Raw genomic sequence first — 17052 nt, forward strand, 5'->3', positions numbered from 1 at the left:
AGTTCGGTCTCTATCTGCTGTGGGCGTTAGAAATTTGAGTGGATTTGACTTTAGTACGAGAGGACCGAGTTGAACTAACCTCTGGTGTATCTGTTGTTCCGCCAGGAGCATTGCAGAGTAGCTACGTTGGGAAGGGATAAGCGCTGAAAGCATATAAGCGCGAAACCCACCACAAGATGAGATTTCTTTAAAGGGTCGTGGAAGATTACCACGTTGATAGGATACAGGTGTAAAGGCAGTAATGTCATAGCCGAGTATTACTAATAACCCATAGGCTTATGTAGAAGTCTTGCGCTCGAAAGGGCGCAAGCACCAACTCTTTTGATTATTTACGATATAATTTTTACCAATATGTTAACTTACACAGTTGAAATATACTGAAACGATTTAAGGTGATTATCGCAATGGGGCTCACCTCTTTCCATCCCGAACAGAGAAGTTAAGCCCATTTGCGCCGATGGTACTGCCAATGGTGGGAGAGTAGGTCGTTGCCTTTCTTTTAAACCTCAATCTATAAAGATTGAGGTTTTTTTTTGCCCTAAACTGAAATAAATAATATATAAAAAATCCTCACAAATTTTAATTTTTGTAAGGATTTTATAAAGTGTATCATAGGTTTTTAGCCCCGATTGAAGCAATTGTTTGAGCTCTTTTTTTGATTTTTCTTCAAAAAAAAGCGAGTGCGGAAAGCGGGATTAGCTTCTAATTATTTAAATTATCTTCAATCTCTTTTTTAGCTATTTGAAATTCTTCAGGTGTATTTATATTTCTAATCAAATTATCGTCAACTTCAATAATTTCAATATCAGAATTAATTAATATTTTTCGAGGACACGAATAGCCTTGTGCTAAATATTGTAATAATTTAGTGTATGCTTTCGGTTCATAAATAGTAATTAAAGGCTCAGGAAATTCTTTGTTTTTTCCTTTAATTGTAGTTGCTATTTTACTCGGATTTCTTTTTTGTAAAACTAATTGAATTAACTCTTTATTCAGAAAAGGAAGATCGGTAGCTATAGCAAACCAAGCCGAATTTGGGTCTTTTTGAAAAGCAGAACAAATTCCGCCAAATGGACCAATATTTAAAAATGTATCCTGAATTTCATCCGAAGCAATAGTTTTATCAAAAGTAGCTTGTATAGAGTAAAATGTTTTTAAACCATTACTTTCTAATAGCGTTTTTGCGTGCTCTTTTTGAGGTTTGTTATAATATGCTAAAGTAGATTTATCGGTTCCCATACGAGTACTTTTTCCACCAGTTAAAACCAATCCTTTTACGGGAGCTATATTTTCTTTGATAAGACAATCAATGTGATTGGCAATTTTATTTACTTCATCAATAGTATAAGAAGTAATGTTTTTTATTTGTGGAAATTTTTCAACTAAACAATCAAAATAAGTAACGTCTGAATTTAACTTAATAACAAATTGAATGTTTGTTATTTCATCTAACCTTTTTTTAATAGAAGCTTCTTTTTCTTCATCTAAAATTAAAATTTGTTTTGCTCCTTGATAGTGGTTTCCGTTGATAAAAACAAAATCATGATTAATAAATTGTAAACGTTGTTCAAATTTATTAATAGGGCTTACTGTGTTAATTTGTAAGTTTCCTTGATGATGAAAAGTGTATTCGGTAAAGTTATTTTTATCAATATTTTTAGCGTGAGAAGCATCAAAATAAGCTAAGTTATAGTTTTGTAATTTAGATGAAACTTTATTTACTAAATCAGCAATGATACCGCAATTTGTTCCTAAAATAGCTACTTCATTTGCTGCAAAATTATCGGTATTTTTTTTAGCAATATTTGCGTGTTTTTGATGTGCCATTTATAAATTATCTATTTTATTTTTTGATGCAACAATTCCCTGAATAATAGAAGAACTAAAACCTTCTTGTTCCATTTTATTTAAACCTGTAATGGTAATTCCTTGTGGAGTTGTTACTTTATCAATTTCACTTTCAGGATGATTACCGTGCTGTAAAATTAATTCTGCCGCTCCTTTTAAAGTTTGTGCTGCTATTTTTTGAGACAACTCAGAACTAAACCCTATTTCGATACCTCCTTGCATTGAAGCACGAAGATAACGCAATGCAAAAGCAATTCCACTAGCGGCTAAAACGGTTGCAGAAGCCATTAAATCATCATCAATAAAAACAGTTTCACCTAAGTTTTTAAAGATAGTTTCTACTTGTTTTTGCTGATTTTCATTACTATCAATAGTTGATATACAAGTCATCGATTGTTTAATCGCTGCTGCCGTATTTGGCATTGCTCTAAACAATGGAAGTTCTTTTTTAAGAATTACTTTTAAATCGGATAGTTCAATACCTGTAACCGTAGAAATAATTATTTGGTCGGTTAATTGAGGTGTTAACTGAGTTAATACTTCTTTAGTTTTTTGAGGTTTTACACATAAAATAATAATACTTGTTTTTTCAATTGCATCACTATTTATGGTTGTTACTAACGTTCCGTTATCAGCATATTTTTTTAACGCTTTTGTATTTCTTCTTGATAAACTTAAATCAGTTGGATGTAATCCACTTTCTAAAAGTCCATCTGCAATTGCACATCCTAATTTTCCTGCTCCAATGATTGCTATTTTATCCATTTTTTATATCAGATTTACCACCAGTTTTTTCTAGTAATTTTATTTCTTTAATTATCATTTTTTGATTGATAGCCTTACACATATCGTAAATGGTTAAACAAGTTGCCGAAGCTCCTGTTAAAGCTTCCATTTCAACGCCTGTTTTTCCTTCGATAGTAACTTTACAAAACACTTCTAATTGTTCTTTATCAATAATATTGATCTGAATATCTACACCATTAATTAATAAAGGATGACACATGGGAATAATATCCGAAGTTTTTTTAACCGCTTGAATTCCTGCAATAATAGCCGTTTGAAAAACAGCTCCTTTTTTGGTGATTAAATCATCATTTTTAAAATGAGAAATAATTTCTGAACCTAAAAACATTGTAGCTTTTGCAATTGCCGTTCGTTTCGTGATTTTTTTATCAGAAACATTGACCATTTTAGGTTGATTTTTCTCGTTTATGTGCGTGAAATTACTCATTTTTTATATCTAATTACAGGAAAAATAGTTCCTTTTTTAAAATCGATTTGTTCAGTTGCTGGTATTTCTATAAACCCATCAGCATTTACTAAACTAGCTAAATCTCCAGAACCATTTGCTTTTATTGGAGTTGCTAGTATTTGTCCGTTTACGTTTTCTAATTTAACTTGTAAAAAGTACGTAAGATTGGGTTTAAAAATAATATTTTCAGAAAGAACAGCAAATTGTTTATCTTCTTTATTTCCGATTGATTTATAATACCAATCATAAAAATAAACCAAACAATTTACAAAAGTAGAAATTGGATTTCCAGGAAAAGCAAAGACAATTGTATTATTGTTTTTTACAGATTTATAAACATCTTGTTCATTAATATTTAAAGCCTCTGCTATGCCGAACCAAAAAGGTTTTCCTGGGCGTTGCGCTACTTTATGAAATAATTTATTAACACCTAATTCAGCAAATACTTCGGGTAAAAAATCAAATTTACCTTTACTAACCGCACCGCTACATAATAGTACATCGTATTCTTGTAAATAGTTACTTATTTTTTCTTTTAAAATTGATTTACTATCTGTAATATGAACAATTTCTGAAGGAATATATAATTCCTTTAATAAGGAAACCAAGGTGTAAACATTCGATTTTCTAATTTGATAATCTAGCGGATTTTCATTTACATCAACTAATTCATCACCCGTAGAAATAATCATTACTTTAGGCTGTTTTGCTACTTTTACAGTTGATTTTCCTACCGTAGCAATCACGCCAATTTCAGCCGCTGAAATAAGGGTGTTTTTATCGATTAAAACATCGTTTTGTAATTTGTCCTTTCCTTTGGGATGTACATTTTGATGTGTATTAATTGTATCAATAGTAATTGTTGCAATTCCATTTTTGATACTAACATCTTCATATCTGATTACCGTATCGCAATTATTTGGCAATACAGCGCCCGTCATTACTTCAATGCAATTTTCTGGATATTGTATGGTTAATTGTGCGCTTCCTGCAGGTTGAATTCCTTTAATTTTAAAACTACGTTTTCCATTTTCAAAATGAAGGTAGTTAATAGCGATTCCGTCCATAGCAACACGATTGAAAGGTGGGAAATCTCTATCGGCAAGAATATCTTCTTTTAAAATTCGTCCAACAGATTCCATAAAAGGAATGTTTTCTGTTCCAAAATCTAAAGTATTTTGTTGAATTATTTCTTTTGCTTTTTTTACTGAAATCATATATTTATGAGAAAGTTATCAATTTTGCTAAAACTGATGTTTTTATAATTAATTATCCACCGATTGTACTCACGCTTTCAGAAACACTTCCTTGTTTTCGGTTTGCTTCTGCGATAAAGCCATTTTCAGGTTTTTCTTTTATCAATGATAAAAAAAGTTCTTTTAAATCATCATTAGAAGCACCATTTCTGATAAAATCACGTAAGTTAAAAACACCATCATCAAACAAACAATTTTTAAAAGTTCCTATTGATGTAATTCTTATGCGATTGCAATCGTTGCAAATAGTACGGGTAAAAGCAGGAATAATCCCCACAGTTCCTTGATGATTTTTGATAGAAAAATTACGAGAAGTAGATGATTTTTCTGAAATTATATTTTCTACGGAATATTGAGATTTTATTTCTTCTAAAATTTTGTTGTAATTCCAGTTTTCTTTCATTTCACGCTGTCCTTTTCCGTTGAAAGGCATTTCTTCAATAAACCGAAGTGCAATATTTTTATCTTTAGTTAAGCCAACAAAATCATTAATTTCATCCGTATTAAAACCAGTTTGTACAACTACATTTAATTTTAAGTTAAGGCTGCTTTTTTCTAATAATTGAAAAGTTTTATATACTTCAGGAAATACATCACGACGTGTAATTTTAGCAAATTTATCCGTATTTAAACTATCAAGACTTAAATTGATATTTTTTACTTTATCTAATTTTTCTAAAGTTTCGATATGTTCAGAAATTAATGCACCGTTTGTTGTAATATTAATTTCATCCAACAAATCGTTATAAGAAAGCATTTCTAAAAACGACATAAAATCTTTACGAACAAAAGGTTCGCCACCTGTTAACCGAACTTTATTTACACCTAATTCGGTAAGTACTCGAATTAGGCGATACATTTCTTTATAAGTTAATAATTCTTTTCGAGGAACAATATCAATACCATGAGCAGGCATACAATATTGGCAACGTAAGTTACATCTATCTGTTACGGCTAAGCGAACATAGCTGATTTGTCTACCAAAATTATCAATAAGTTTGTGCATATAATATCGATATTAAACAATTTCCATCTTTTTTAGTAAGAATGAAGCGTTCATATTTTCGCATACTCCGTTTTTCATTTTATAGTCGAAATCTAATTCATCATTAATAATTTCGGCATCAAAATAATAATTTTTCACACTGCTATATTCGTTTGATAATTCACATAAACTTACATCATGCGTAGCAATAATTCCTGTTGATTTTGAATTATTTAATTTTTCAACGAATTTTTTAGAGCCAATTGCTTTATCTTGACTATTTGTTCCTTTTAAAATTTCATCTAAAATGATAAAATAATTATCCGTTTTAATTTCGTTTACGATAAATTTTAAACGTTTTAATTCGGCATAAAAATACGATTCATCTTCGCTTAACGAATCTGAAGTTCGCATACTTGTAATTAATTTTATCGGATTATAACTTACTTTTTCAGCACAAATAGGCAAACCAGTATTTGACATTACAATTGCCAAAGAAATACTTCTTAAGAAAGTACTTTTTCCAGCCATATTTGCACCTGTAACTATAAAGAAATTTTCGGTATCTATTACAAAATCGTTGTCAATTCTTTTAGAAGGATTTAATAAAGGATGCCCTAAATTTACGGCATTTAAAACCGCTTTTTCTTTACTGATATTAGGAAAAACGTATTCAGGTTTATTAAAAACAAAGTTGGCTAACGAATTTTGAGCATCAAAAAATGAAACAACATTAAACCATTCTTCAATAGTGTTTTTATAAGTTGTAATCCATTTTTCTATTTTGATGGTATTTCGAATATCCATTAGAAAAAGTCCATTTCCTGCAAGAGCAATCATAAAATTGCTACGTTGATCAAAAGCATCTAATTTTTTAGAAAATTCTTTAAAAATATCCGAAGCTTTTTTATTTTCTTGTTGAATTTTTTGTTGTTTATCTTTTAAAATTGAATTTGTAAAAGTTTCATTTTCTATCTGTGCTAATAATTGATGATATTGATTAAACGTTTCTTTTGCTTTATCTGTTTCAGAAGCTAATTCTTGAATGTTTTTAATATAAAAAGCGGTAATTGATAATCCAATTAAAAACCAAATTAACACAATTGAAAATGGAATAATACTAAAACTTAATAATCCAATTAAAACAAGTGAAACTCCAGAAAAAGCGTATGAAAATAACATCAAAAAAGAAGGAAGTTTTTGTTGATACGAATGCACCCAATTTACAATAGTAGGAATGGCTGTTTTGGTGTTTATTAAATTAGCAACCGCTGTAAAATTTTGACGCCAAGTTGTTTTTAAAGCTAATTCTTTTGCTACTTTTTGACGTTCATCAATATCATTTATATTGTTACTTGTTAAAATATTTGCTAATAATTTTCGACCTTCACTTGTTGCTGTTCGGTTTATGTATTGAAAAAAAGAACCACCTCCAAACAAATCAATATCGTTGCTAAAATAATGCTCAGGATTTGTAAATTCTTCACCGCTATCTAAATGTAAATAGTTTCCTTTTAATACTTCTATTTCAGTTTTATTGATGTTTAATTTGGCATCAGCAAGACTTTTTTCTGTTTTAATTGCAAGTGTTTTGTTATCAAAACTCCAAAAGTGATAACTCCTAAACCTGTTAATATAAAAAATAAATTATCTTTTGTAAAACCCACGTATGCAGATAAAGCAATGGTTAAAAAAGCCAAAAGACGTAAAATACGTGTGGTTAATAATTGTTTTTTCAGCCCAATTAAAATGGTATTTAAGCTGTTTATTTCTTCTTTATAAAATTGAATTGGTTCTTGCATTGTGTTGTAAATAAATATTGAGGTAAATGTACATATAGCAACTTAAATATCTTTATAAAATTGTATTTTCGTTGAATGCCAACTTCATTAGAACTTCAACTAAAAACATTGCCCACTTCGCCAGGAGTTTATCAATATTTTGATAACGACGAAGTGATTATTTATGTAGGAAAAGCAAAAAATTTAAAGAAGCGGGTTTCTTCTTATTTTACCAAAACTCATTGAAAATGGTAAAACACGAATTCTAGTAAAAAAAATTGTACGCATCGAGCATATTGTGGTTGACACAGAAACTGATGCTTTATTATTAGAAAATAATCTGATAAAAAAATACAAACCTCGCTATAATATTTTACTAAAGGATGATAAATCGTATCCTTGGCTTTGTATCAAAAAAGAACGTTTTCCACGAGTTTTTTCTACTCGAAGAGTTATAAAAGATGGCTCAGAATATTTTGGTCCTTATACCAATGTTAAAATGGTGCAGTCGCTTTTAAGTTTGATAAAAGAACTATATCCGCTACGAACTTGTACTTATGATTTGAGTGAACAAAAAATTACATCTTATAAATATAAAGTTTGTTTAGAATATCATTTAGGAAATTGTAAAGGCGCTTGTGAAGGACATCAGCAAGAAGCCAATTATTTAGAAGAAATTAGCGCAATACGAAATATATTAAAAGGAAATTTTAAAGAAATTTTAGATAAGTTACAAAGTTTAATGCTTGATTTTGCTTCGGAAATGAAATTTGAAGAAGCTCAGAAAATCAAAGAAAAATTAGCGTTGTTACAAAATTATCAAGCAAAATCGACTATTGTAAATCCGTCAATTAATAATGTCGATGTATTTTCAATTATTTCTGATGAAACTTACGGTTATGCAAATTTCTTTAAAGTGATGAACGGTGCAATTGTGCAATCGTACACCACCGAAATAAAAAAGAAATTAGATGAAAGCAATAAACAGTTATTAGAACTGTTTATTGTTGAAACTAGAAACAGATTTAATTCTTTATCGAGAGAAGTTTATGTACCTTTTGATGTTGATTTAGGAGAACAAATAAAAGTTACAGTTCCTAAATTAGGCGATAAAAAAAGAGTCGTAGATTTATCAGAAAGAAATGCAAAATACTATCGAATTGAGCAATTAAAACAATTAAAAATAGTAAATCCTGAGCGTCATATAAATAGAATTATGAGGCAAATGCAAAGAGATTTACGTTTGCAAAATGAACCTAGACATATTGAATGTTTCGATAATTCAAATATTCAAGGTACACATCCTGTTGCCGCTTGTGTAGTTTTTAAAGATGGAAAACCAAGTAAAAAAGAGTATCGTCATTATGATATTAAAACAGTTATAGGTCCTGATGATTTTGCATCAATGGAAGAAGTTGTGTTTCGTAGATACAAACGTTTGTTAGCCGAAAATGAGCCTTTGCCACAACTTATCGTTATTGATGGAGGTAAAGGACAATTATCATCAGCATTAAAAAGTTTAGATATTTTAGGCTTGAGAGGAAAAATAGCCATTATTGGTATTGCAAAACGATTGGAAGAAATTTATTATCCAGGAGATTCTGTTCCATTGTATTTAGATAAAAAATCAGAAAGTTTAAAAATAATTCAATTTTTACGAAATGAAGCCCATCGTTTTGGAATTACGCTTCATCGAAACAAACGAAGTAAAAGTGCCATCACATCAGAATTAGAAGAAATTCCAACTATTGGAGCCAAAACTATTGCTACTTTATTACGTAAATTTAAATCTGTTAAACGTATTAAAGAAGCCACTTTAAATGATTTAAAAGAAATAATTGGGCTTTCAAGAGCTCAAAAAATACATCAATATTATCAAAAAGAAAAAAATGAAAAAGTTGCTAATCTTATTGTTTTTTCCTGTGCTAATGATGGCGCAAAATCAACCTAAAATAGGGCTGGTTTTAAGTGGTGGTGGTGCTAAAGGTTTTGCACATATCGGAGTTTTAAAAGAGTTAGAAAAAGCAGGTGTTCAAGTTGATTACATTGGTGGTACAAGTATGGGTGCTATCATTGGTGGATTATATGCTACAGGGTATTCTGCCGATCAAATTGAACAGATTATTTTAAAAACGGATTTCAATGAAATTAATTACAGATGAAATCTCGAGAAGTGAAAAGCCTTTTTTTAGTAAAGTTCACGATGAAAAATATGCGATTAAATTACCTATTACAGATGGAAAAATAGGGCTTCCTTTAGGTTTTTCAAAAGGACAAAATGTATTGAGTTTTTTAACAGAATTATTAGCACCTGTTGATGAAATTAAAGATTTTTCGAAACTTCCAATTCCTTTTTATTGTATTGCAACAAATATTGAAACAGGTAAGGAAGTTGTTTTAGAAGATGGGTTTTTACCATTGGCATTAAGAGCAAGTGGTGCTTTTCCATCATTATTAAATCCTGTTGAAATTAATGGTGAATTATTAGTTGATGGAGGAGTTGTAAATAATTTTCCTGTTGATATAATGAAACAAAAAGATGTAGATATAATAATTGGAGTTAGCGTTCAAGGAGAACTATTAAAGAGAGACGAATTATCATCTATTGCTCCATTATTATTGCAAATTGTTAATTTTCAAATGTATGAAAAAGAAGAAAGTCAAATAGATTTACTAAATATTTATATCCGTCCAAACCTTTTAGAATATGGAGTAATTTCTTTTGATAAAAAAGAAGAAATAATAAAGGAAGGGAAAAAAACAGCTAAACCGTTTAAAGTTGTTTTTGATAGTATTGCAAAGCTTCAACCAAATAAAAGAAAGCCTCACATATTAAATGTAAAAAAAGAAAAGTTTTTAGTAGATAGAATTATAATTAAAGGAAATGAAAATTATACAAATGATTACATTTTAGGTAAGTTACAATTAACAGAAGGTGATAGTGTTTCTTATAAAGGTATTTCTAAAAAAATAAATACACTTACAGCAACAAATAATTTTAAAAGAATAGATTATCATTTAGAAAAATCATTTGAAGGTAAAAAATTAGAATTAATAATTAAGGAAGAAAATATAAAATCTTCTTTAAGGATAGGAGTGCATTATGATTTATTATATAATACAGGAGTATTGTTAAACTATAATCATAAGAAAATTTTAAAACAAAATGATGAATTATCGTTAGATGTAGTTATAGGTGATAGGATTCGATATGATTTTCAATATTTTGTAGATAACGGGCTGAAACCTAGTTACGGTTTTACTTCTAGATATAATTCTTTTAAAAGTGATCTTTTATTTGATGATACAGTTATAAATGTAAAGTATACAGATCTTACGAATGCTTTGTATTTACAAACAACTTTTGATAAAAAATTTGCATTCGGATTAGGAATTGAACATAAAGCATTAAAAGTAACTTCTTTAAATCTTTTAAATAATGGTGATGAAACTTTTTTTGATAAAAGTAATTATGGAAGTATGTATTCTTTTTTAAAATTAGATACTTATAATAAAGCAATATTTCCTACAAAAGGATTTTATGCAGATATCGGTTTTAAATGGTTTGTTTGGTCAGATAGAAATAAAAATTTATCAAAACTAGAAACAGGGAGTAATCTTTTTCATCAATTTTCACAAGTAGAAGCAACTTTAGGTGGAGCTGCTACTTTGTTTAATAAGTTAACTTTACAGTATACTTCGGAATTTGGATATACTTTAGGGAAAAAATCATCTCAAATGTTTGATTATCATTTAGGTGGATATAATAAAAATTACATAAATAATTTCAAACCTTTTTATGGATATAAAACAGGTGCTTTAAATAATCAGTCTTTTTTAAAGTCAGAGTTTGATTTTAGATATCAAATTATAGATAAACATTATATTACTTTTATAGCAAATTATGCTCGTGTTGAACAAGATATTTTATCAGGAGCAGATTTATTTAAAAACACAAAATTAGGATATGCAATAGGTTATAGTGTAGAAACTCTTATTGGTCCTGTGGAATTAAAATATACTTGGTCTCCTGATCATACCGAAAAACATTGGTTGTTTAATTTAGGGTTTTGGTTTTAATGTATAAAAAAAACCCGTTTCTTTTGAAACGGGTTTTTTATGATAATAAGATAGCCTTACTTATTTACTTTTTTTTCAAGAAAAACTTGTATTCTAAGTATTGGTATGCATCTCTTGGTAATACTTTAATCCACTTTTTGTGTTGTAAAATCCATTTTAAACGAATAGAAATTAACCCTTTTGTTAAATAAGCAGCTATAAAAGGATGTACATTTAACGTAACTTCTTTATAATTTTTACCACTATTAATTAAGCGTTCTAATTCAGCTTCTATTTTATCAATTAATACAATAGGAGCCTCAACTTCTCCGTTTTTATTAGGATTAGACTCTCGTGTTTTTATTTCTAATTCAGGTCGTACACGCTGTCTTGTAATTTGTATTAAACCAAACTTACTCGGAGGTAAAATTTTGTGTTTAGTACGGTCTAAAGACATTGCATCTTTTAAATGTTGATATAATTTTTGTCTGTTTTCAGTCGTCTTCATATCAATAAAATCAACTACTATAATTCCACCCATATCACGCAGTTGTAACTGACGTGCTACTTCGGTAGCAGAAATTAAGTTGACTTCTAAAGCAGTTTCTTCTTGGCTTAGCCCTTTGTTTGAGCGATTACCACTGTTAACATCAATAACATGTAAAGCTTCGGTGTGTTCAATAACTAAATACGCACCTTTACTCATAGAAACTGTTTTACCAAACGATGTTTTTATCTGACGTTCAATACCAAATTTTTCAAAAATTGGCGTATCAGATTTATGAAGTTTTACAATTTCTTCCTTTTCAGGATAAATTTCTTGTAAATATTCTTTAATTTCAACCATTAAAGTTTCATCATTGGTTACAATACTTGTAAAAGAATCGTTCATTACATCTCTTAATATAGAAGATGCTCTGTTTAACTCACTTAATATTTTTGTTGGGGTGTTTTGATTGGCAATGCTGTTACACATTTTCTCCCAACGTTCCAGTGAATTTTGTAAATCTTTATCTAGTTCTGCTACCTTTTTGTCTTGGGCAACAGTACGTAAAATAAGCCCAAACCCTTTTGGCTTGATGCTTTTTGCTAATTTTTTTAAACGTTCTTTTTCTTTTGGGTCTGCTATCTTCTGAGATACAGATACTCTGTTAGAAAAAGGAACTAAAACTAAATACCTACCAGCTATTGATAGTTCCGAGCTAATGCGCGGTCCTTTGGTAGAAATGGGTTCTTTTACAATTTGTACTAATAAATTTTGACCTGACTTAATTACATCACGTATACTTCCGTCTTTATTGATGTCGTTTTCAGCGCGAAAGTTTTTTAAAGTGAAATCTTTATAATTACCTATGCTTACCTTCTTAATAAAATTATTTAAAGATTGTACTTGTGGTCCTAAATCATGATAGTGTAAAAAACCATCCTTAGGATATCCAACATTTACAAAAGCGGCATTTAATCCTGTCATGACTTTTCCTATTTTAGCTAAGAAAATATCTCCGACAGCAAATTTATTATCGCTTGTTTCTTTATTTAATTCAATAAGTCTACCATCTCTTAGTAGGGCGAAATCAATATCCGAAGAATTTGAACGAATTATTAATTCTGTTTTCATTCTGAATATAGTTTTGTGCCTACGTAAAAAAATTACGAAGACGGATTAAAATTTGTAAACAGGTATAATTTTTATACCTTTTCAAGGTGTTAAAACCTTAATGTCAATGAACTTAATACTGCTTTAAAGCAATGAAAAAGTAAGCGTTAGCTTACTTTTTCTTATGGCGATTTGCTCTTGCTCTTTTCTTTCTTTTGTGTGTCGAGATTTTTGCTCTCTTTCTTTTTTTACCGCTTGGCATAATTAAAATGTTTTGTAAAATCTTTATATGTTAAAGACTTTTGATTAATACTTTATTATTTTACAGATACTTTAGTTTTAACACCCTCTGTAAACACTTTTGATGGTTTAAAAGCTGGTATGTTGTGTGCAGGTATTTTAATAGTAGTATTTTTAGAAATATTTCTACCAGTTTTTTCTGCTCTAGTTTTGATGATGAAACTACCAAAACCTCTTAAATATACATTATCTCCGCTCTCTAATGCATCCTTTACCTCGTCCATAAACGCTTCAACAGTTGCTAATACATCCGCTTTTTCAATTCCGCTCTTATCTGAAATCTTCGATACGATATCTGCTTTTGTCATTCTATATATATTTTGAATTTATTTTTTGAAATAGAGGGTGCAAATATATGATAATTAATCTATTCGTAAAAAAATAAGAATAAAAATATATAAATAAAAAATAGTAATTTCGCGGGCTAAATTTACATAAACAATGTTTGCTAACCAACTTATTTACTGGTATTTAAAAAATAAAAGAGATTTGCCTTGGCGTAAAACTAAAGATCCTTACTTAGTTTGGCTAAGTGAAATAATGTTACAGCAAACGCGTGTAGCCCAAGGTTTACCTTATTTTATAAGCTTTACAACCAACTTTGAAACAGTGTTTGACTTAGCTAAAGCAGATGAAAGTACGGTACTTAAATTATGGCAAGGATTAGGGTATTATTCAAGAGCAAGAAACCTGCATTTTACAGCAAAACAGGTTGCAACCGAGTTAAATGGTGTTTTTCCGAACAATTATAAAGAGCTATTAAAATTAAAAGGAATTGGAGATTACACTGCTTCGGCAATTGCATCGGTTTGTTATGACGAACCTGTGGCTGTTGTTGACGGAAATGTATATCGAGTTTTAGCGCGTTATTTTGGTATAAATACACCTATTAATTCTACCAAAGGAATCAAAGAATTTAAGCAATTAGCACAAACATTAATTGATGTATCGCAGCCAGGAATGTATAATCAAGCAATTATGGATTTTGGAGCTTTACAATGCAAACCGCAAAATCCGTTATGCGATTCTTGTCCGTTATCAAATAGTTGTGTGGCTTTAGAAAAACAATTAATAAAAGAGCTTCCTGTAAAAGAGAAGAAAATTAAAGTAAAAAAACGCTATTTTAATTATCTGGTGGTTGTTACTGATGATAATAAAACTATTATTGAACAAAGAGTAGGTAAAGGTATTTGGCAAGGATTATATCAATTTCCAGTGATTGAAACAACAGCTCCAATTTCTGAAACAGCATTGATTGAAGAAGAATCTTTTATAGCCCTTTTTCCTAAAGACACCGTATTATCATTATTTAATCAAAAAGATATTGTTCATAAACTTTCGCATCAACACTTATTTACAAAGTTTTGGATTGTAAAAACAGCAAACACTTCTGAAAAAACTATTTTATGGAAAGATATTAAGGAACTACCTGTGCCAGTATTGATTAATAACTTTTTAAATGAATTTTTAAGCAAGGATAACTAAATTTCGTATATTTGATTTTACACAAAGAATAAACTCATGGCAGGAACAGTAAATAAAGTTATTTTAATAGGTCATTTAGGTGATGAATTAAAAATGCATTATTTTGGAGAGGGTAATGCTGTAGGTCGTTTTCCATTAGCGACTAATGAAAATTATACCAATCGTCAAACAGGTGAAAAAATAAATAATATTGAATGGCATAATATTGTTGTACGTAATAAATTAGCCGAAATTTGTGAAAAATATTTATCAAAAGGAGATAAAGTATATTGCGAAGGACGCATTAAAACACGTCAATATGAAGCTGATGGACAAAAACGATATACAACAGAAATTCAAGTGCAAGAAATGACTTTTTTATCAACAAAAAAAGATCTTACTGCGCCTCCTATTGCTAACAAAGTCATAAAAAAGAGTGTTGCTAATAAAGAAACTTATTAAAAAATAAAAATGGACAACATTAGTTTACTTAAAATTTAAAAATTGGATACAGAACCCAACTCCTTATTCTTAGCGATATCAACTATTGATTTGTTAACAACAATAAATTGTTTTTTATTATTGTTTCTATTAATATGTTCGGCCTTAGTTTCAGGAACAGAAGTAGCTTTTTTTTCCATTTCACAAACTCAATTAGATGAACTTTCATCTTCTTCAAAAGAAAAAAGTAGTGTTGTAGGACTTCTTGAGAATCCTAAAAAATTATTAGCTACTATTTTAATTACCAATAACTTTATTAATATTCTTATTGTATTAATATTTGCTTCGATAGGTGAAGTGTTTTTTAGTGGACTTTCTGATGGTGTAAAGTTTTTAGTAGAAGTTGTTTTTGTTACTTTTTTAATTTTATTATTTGGTGAAGTATTACCAAAAGTATATGCAACTAGAAAATCAATGCAGTTTGCAGGTTTTATGGCAAAAATTATTCAAGTTTTAAATGTTGTTTTAACGCCATTAAGTACGCCACTAATTAAATTAACAAGTGTTGTTGAAAATAAATTAGGAAATAAAAATAGCAACTTTTCAGTAGAACGTTTATCCGAAGCTTTAGAATTAACTTCTAGCGGAGCAACAACTAAAGAAGAACAAAAAATTTTAGAAGGTATTGTTAATTTTGGTAATACAGAAACAGTACAAATAATGAAACCAAGAACAGATGTTTGTGCTATTTCTGATGATACATTATATGAAGAAGTTTTAAAAATAATTTTAAAAAATGGGTATTCACGAATTCCTGTATATCACGAAAATATAGATAGTATTAAAGGAGTTTTATATGCTAAAGATTTATTAGCTCATTTAAATGAAAAAACACTTAATTGGCAAAAACTGATAAGACAGCCTTTTTTTGTTCCTGAAAATAAAAAATTAGACGACTTATTAGGAGAGTTTAAAGAGTTAAAAATGCACCTAGCTATTGTTGTTGATGAGTACGGTGGTACAAGTGGAATTGTAACTTTAGAAGATGTTATTGAAGAAATTGTAGGTGATATAAATGATGAATTTGATGATGATGATTTAAGCTATTCTAAACTTGATGAAAACAATTATATTTTTGAAGGAAAAATAACTATTAAAGATTTTTGTCGTGTTTTAGATGACGATGATGAAGATAAGTTTGAAAACTTAAAAGGTGAAAGCGAAACACTAGCAGGATTTATTTTAGAAGTATCAGGTAAATTTCCTAAAAAAGGAGAAAAAATAAATTTTAGTAACTACACTTTTACTATTGAAGCGTTAGATAGAAAACGTATAAAACAAATAAAAGCAACACGAAATGCGTAATATTTTATTACTTTTATCACTACTAATATTAATTAGTTGTGGCGAACAAACCTTACCAAAACCTAAAGCATATTTAAGTTTACAATATCCTAATTTAGGATATAATATATTAAATCAAAATACACCATATACTTTTGATGTTGCAAAAAGTGCTACAATTAAAAAGTTACCAAAAAATTGGTTAAAAATTAAGTATCCTGCCTTAAAAGCGTCTATTGATATTACTTACAGACCTATCAATAATAATTTAAAAGAATTATTAGTTGAAGCAGAAAAATTAGTATTAGAACATACCGTAAAAGCAGACCATATTTCATGGAGAGATTATGCCGATTCAGATAAAAAAGTGTACGGTAAAATGTGTGAAATATCAGGGAATGCCGCTTCACAAATACAATTTCATGTAACAGATAGTACGAATCACTTTTTAAAAGGTTCACTATTTTTTTACACAAAACCTAATTACGATTCTATTTTACCAGCAGTTGAATACATCAAAAAAGATATGATTCAAATGTTAGAAACCTTAAAGTGGAAAGAGTAAGTAAAGAATAATTAAAAAGTAAAAACACATCAATATTTGATGTGTTTTTTATTTTAAGATTATAATGTTTATTATTTTTTTTTGAAGCAATTTCCCGCTTTCCGCACTCGCTTTTTTTTGAAGAAAAATCAAAAAAAGAGCTCAAACAATTGCTTCA

Annotated in this window: 15 protein-coding genes, 2 rRNA genes and 1 pseudogene (1 of these 18 cut by a window edge); 9 read left to right on the top strand and 9 right to left on the bottom strand. The window is 29.1% G+C overall.

All coding sequences use genetic code 11. The annotated features are described in order from the left end of the window. A 23S ribosomal RNA gene (locus tag PG913_RS00400) occupies nt 1-283 on the top strand (it extends 2593 nt beyond the left edge of the window). Nucleotides 284-388: 105 nt separating this feature from the next. Further along, nucleotides 389-497, top strand: a 5S ribosomal RNA gene (rrf, locus tag PG913_RS00405). Nucleotides 498-702: 205 nt separating this feature from the next. On the opposite strand, the gene PG913_RS00410 is transcribed toward rrf, so the two are convergent. From PG913_RS00410 to PG913_RS00440, 7 genes are all read right to left on the bottom strand, one after another. Beyond that, nucleotides 703-1827, bottom strand: coding sequence for an NTP transferase domain-containing protein (locus tag PG913_RS00410; protein WP_271231123.1), 1125 nt, complete (start codon nt 1825-1827; stop codon nt 703-705). Then, nucleotides 1828-2613 (bottom strand): pyrroline-5-carboxylate reductase, encoded by a 786-nt coding sequence (proC, locus tag PG913_RS00415; protein WP_271231124.1) that lies wholly within the window; start codon nt 2611-2613, stop codon nt 1828-1830. Next, complete coding sequence (moaC, locus tag PG913_RS00420; protein ID WP_271231125.1) at nt 2606-3082, bottom strand: cyclic pyranopterin monophosphate synthase MoaC; 477 nt, start codon at nt 3080-3082, stop codon at nt 2606-2608. The genes proC and moaC overlap by 8 nt, the downstream gene beginning before the upstream one ends. Further along, on the bottom strand, nt 3079-4320 hold the full coding sequence (locus tag PG913_RS00425; RefSeq protein ID WP_271231126.1) for a molybdopterin molybdotransferase MoeA: 1242 nt from the start codon (nt 4318-4320) through the stop codon (nt 3079-3081). The genes moaC and PG913_RS00425 overlap by 4 nt, the downstream gene beginning before the upstream one ends. A 52-nt stretch (nt 4321-4372) precedes the next feature. Further along, entirely contained in the window at nt 4373-5365 is a 993-nt protein-coding gene (gene moaA, locus PG913_RS00430) for a GTP 3',8-cyclase MoaA (RefSeq protein ID WP_271231127.1), read from the bottom strand. Nucleotides 5366-5377: 12 nt separating this feature from the next. Beyond that, nucleotides 5378-6784: a MutS-related protein gene (locus PG913_RS00435; RefSeq protein ID WP_271231128.1), complete on the bottom strand. Its 1407-nt coding sequence runs from the start codon at nt 6782-6784 to the stop codon at nt 5378-5380. A gap of 104 nt (nt 6785-6888) precedes the next feature. Beyond that, on the bottom strand, nt 6889-7146 hold the full coding sequence (locus PG913_RS00440) for a hypothetical protein (protein ID WP_271231129.1): 258 nt from the start codon (nt 7144-7146) through the stop codon (nt 6889-6891). Nucleotides 7147-7221: 75 nt separating this feature from the next. Between PG913_RS00440 and uvrC the strand changes: the two are divergent. The 3 genes and pseudogenes from uvrC (at nt 7222) to PG913_RS00455 (ending at nt 11205) form a co-directional block, all read left to right on the top strand. After that, a pseudogene (gene uvrC, locus PG913_RS00445) lies at nt 7222-9076 on the top strand (excinuclease ABC subunit UvrC). Then, nucleotides 9057-9287 carry a patatin-like phospholipase family protein gene (locus PG913_RS00450; RefSeq protein ID WP_271231130.1) on the top strand — a complete coding sequence of 77 codons (231 nt, stop codon included), beginning with the start codon at nt 9057-9059 and terminating at the stop codon, nt 9285-9287. The pseudogene uvrC and the gene PG913_RS00450 overlap by 20 nt, the downstream one beginning before the upstream one ends. After that, nucleotides 9268-11205 (top strand): patatin-like phospholipase family protein, encoded by a 1938-nt coding sequence (locus PG913_RS00455; protein WP_271231131.1) that lies wholly within the window; start codon nt 9268-9270, stop codon nt 11203-11205. Before PG913_RS00450 ends, PG913_RS00455 begins: the two co-directional genes overlap by 20 nt. 64 nt (nt 11206-11269) lie before the next feature. On the opposite strand, the gene PG913_RS00460 is transcribed toward PG913_RS00455, so the two are convergent. Continuing rightward, nucleotides 11270-12802: an Rne/Rng family ribonuclease gene (locus PG913_RS00460; RefSeq protein WP_271231132.1), complete on the bottom strand. Its 1533-nt coding sequence runs from the start codon at nt 12800-12802 to the stop codon at nt 11270-11272. 296 nt (nt 12803-13098) lie between these two features. After that, a complete protein-coding gene (locus PG913_RS00465) occupies nt 13099-13389 on the bottom strand; it encodes an HU family DNA-binding protein (RefSeq protein WP_068702156.1) in 291 nt (96 codons plus the stop codon). A gap of 133 nt (nt 13390-13522) precedes the next feature. Between PG913_RS00465 and mutY the strand changes: the two genes are divergently transcribed. Genes mutY through gldD form a run of 4 tightly spaced genes read left to right on the top strand, consistent with a single transcriptional unit; the run spans nt 13523 to nt 16895 of the window. After that, nucleotides 13523-14566 carry an A/G-specific adenine glycosylase gene (mutY, locus tag PG913_RS00470; RefSeq protein ID WP_271231133.1) on the top strand — a complete coding sequence of 348 codons (1044 nt, stop codon included), beginning with the start codon at nt 13523-13525 and terminating at the stop codon, nt 14564-14566. 36 nt (nt 14567-14602) lie between these two features. Beyond that, entirely contained in the window at nt 14603-15007 is a 405-nt protein-coding gene (locus tag PG913_RS00475; RefSeq protein WP_271231134.1) for a single-stranded DNA-binding protein, read from the top strand. Between the two features lie 42 nt (nt 15008-15049). After that, on the top strand, nt 15050-16351 hold the full coding sequence (gene gldE / locus PG913_RS00480; protein ID WP_271231135.1) for a gliding motility-associated protein GldE: 1302 nt from the start codon (nt 15050-15052) through the stop codon (nt 16349-16351). Continuing rightward, nucleotides 16344-16895, top strand: a complete 552-nt coding sequence (gene gldD, locus PG913_RS00485) for a gliding motility lipoprotein GldD (protein WP_271231136.1) — start codon at nt 16344-16346, stop codon at nt 16893-16895. Before gldE ends, gldD begins: the two co-directional genes overlap by 8 nt. Nucleotides 16896-17052 lie beyond the last annotated feature (157 nt).

It is taken from the genome of Tenacibaculum pacificus, assembly GCF_027941775.1.
Lineage (GTDB): Bacteria > Bacteroidota > Bacteroidia > Flavobacteriales > Flavobacteriaceae > Polaribacter > Polaribacter pacificus_A.

Coding starts and splice junctions, on each gene's coding strand:
- PG913_RS00410 (WP_271231123.1), bottom strand. CDS start 1,827: ATGGCACATCAAAAACACGCAAATATTGCTAAAAAAAATACCGATAAT.
- proC (WP_271231124.1), bottom strand. CDS start 2,613: ATGGATAAAATAGCAATCATTGGAGCAGGAAAATTAGGATGTGCAATT.
- moaC (WP_271231125.1), bottom strand. CDS start 3,082: ATGAGTAATTTCACGCACATAAACGAGAAAAATCAACCTAAAATGGTC.
- PG913_RS00425 (WP_271231126.1), bottom strand. CDS start 4,320: ATGATTTCAGTAAAAAAAGCAAAAGAAATAATTCAACAAAATACTTTA.
- moaA (WP_271231127.1), bottom strand. CDS start 5,365: ATGCACAAACTTATTGATAATTTTGGTAGACAAATCAGCTATGTTCGC.
- PG913_RS00440 (WP_271231129.1), bottom strand. CDS start 7,146: ATGCAAGAACCAATTCAATTTTATAAAGAAGAAATAAACAGCTTAAAT.
- PG913_RS00450 (WP_271231130.1), top strand. CDS start 9,057: ATGGCGCAAAATCAACCTAAAATAGGGCTGGTTTTAAGTGGTGGTGGT.
- PG913_RS00455 (WP_271231131.1), top strand. CDS start 9,268: ATGAAATTAATTACAGATGAAATCTCGAGAAGTGAAAAGCCTTTTTTT.
- PG913_RS00460 (WP_271231132.1), bottom strand. CDS start 12,802: ATGAAAACAGAATTAATAATTCGTTCAAATTCTTCGGATATTGATTTC.
- PG913_RS00465 (WP_068702156.1), bottom strand. CDS start 13,389: ATGACAAAAGCAGATATCGTATCGAAGATTTCAGATAAGAGCGGAATT.
- mutY (WP_271231133.1), top strand. CDS start 13,523: ATGTTTGCTAACCAACTTATTTACTGGTATTTAAAAAATAAAAGAGAT.
- PG913_RS00475 (WP_271231134.1), top strand. CDS start 14,603: ATGGCAGGAACAGTAAATAAAGTTATTTTAATAGGTCATTTAGGTGAT.
- gldD (WP_271231136.1), top strand. CDS start 16,344: ATGCGTAATATTTTATTACTTTTATCACTACTAATATTAATTAGTTGT.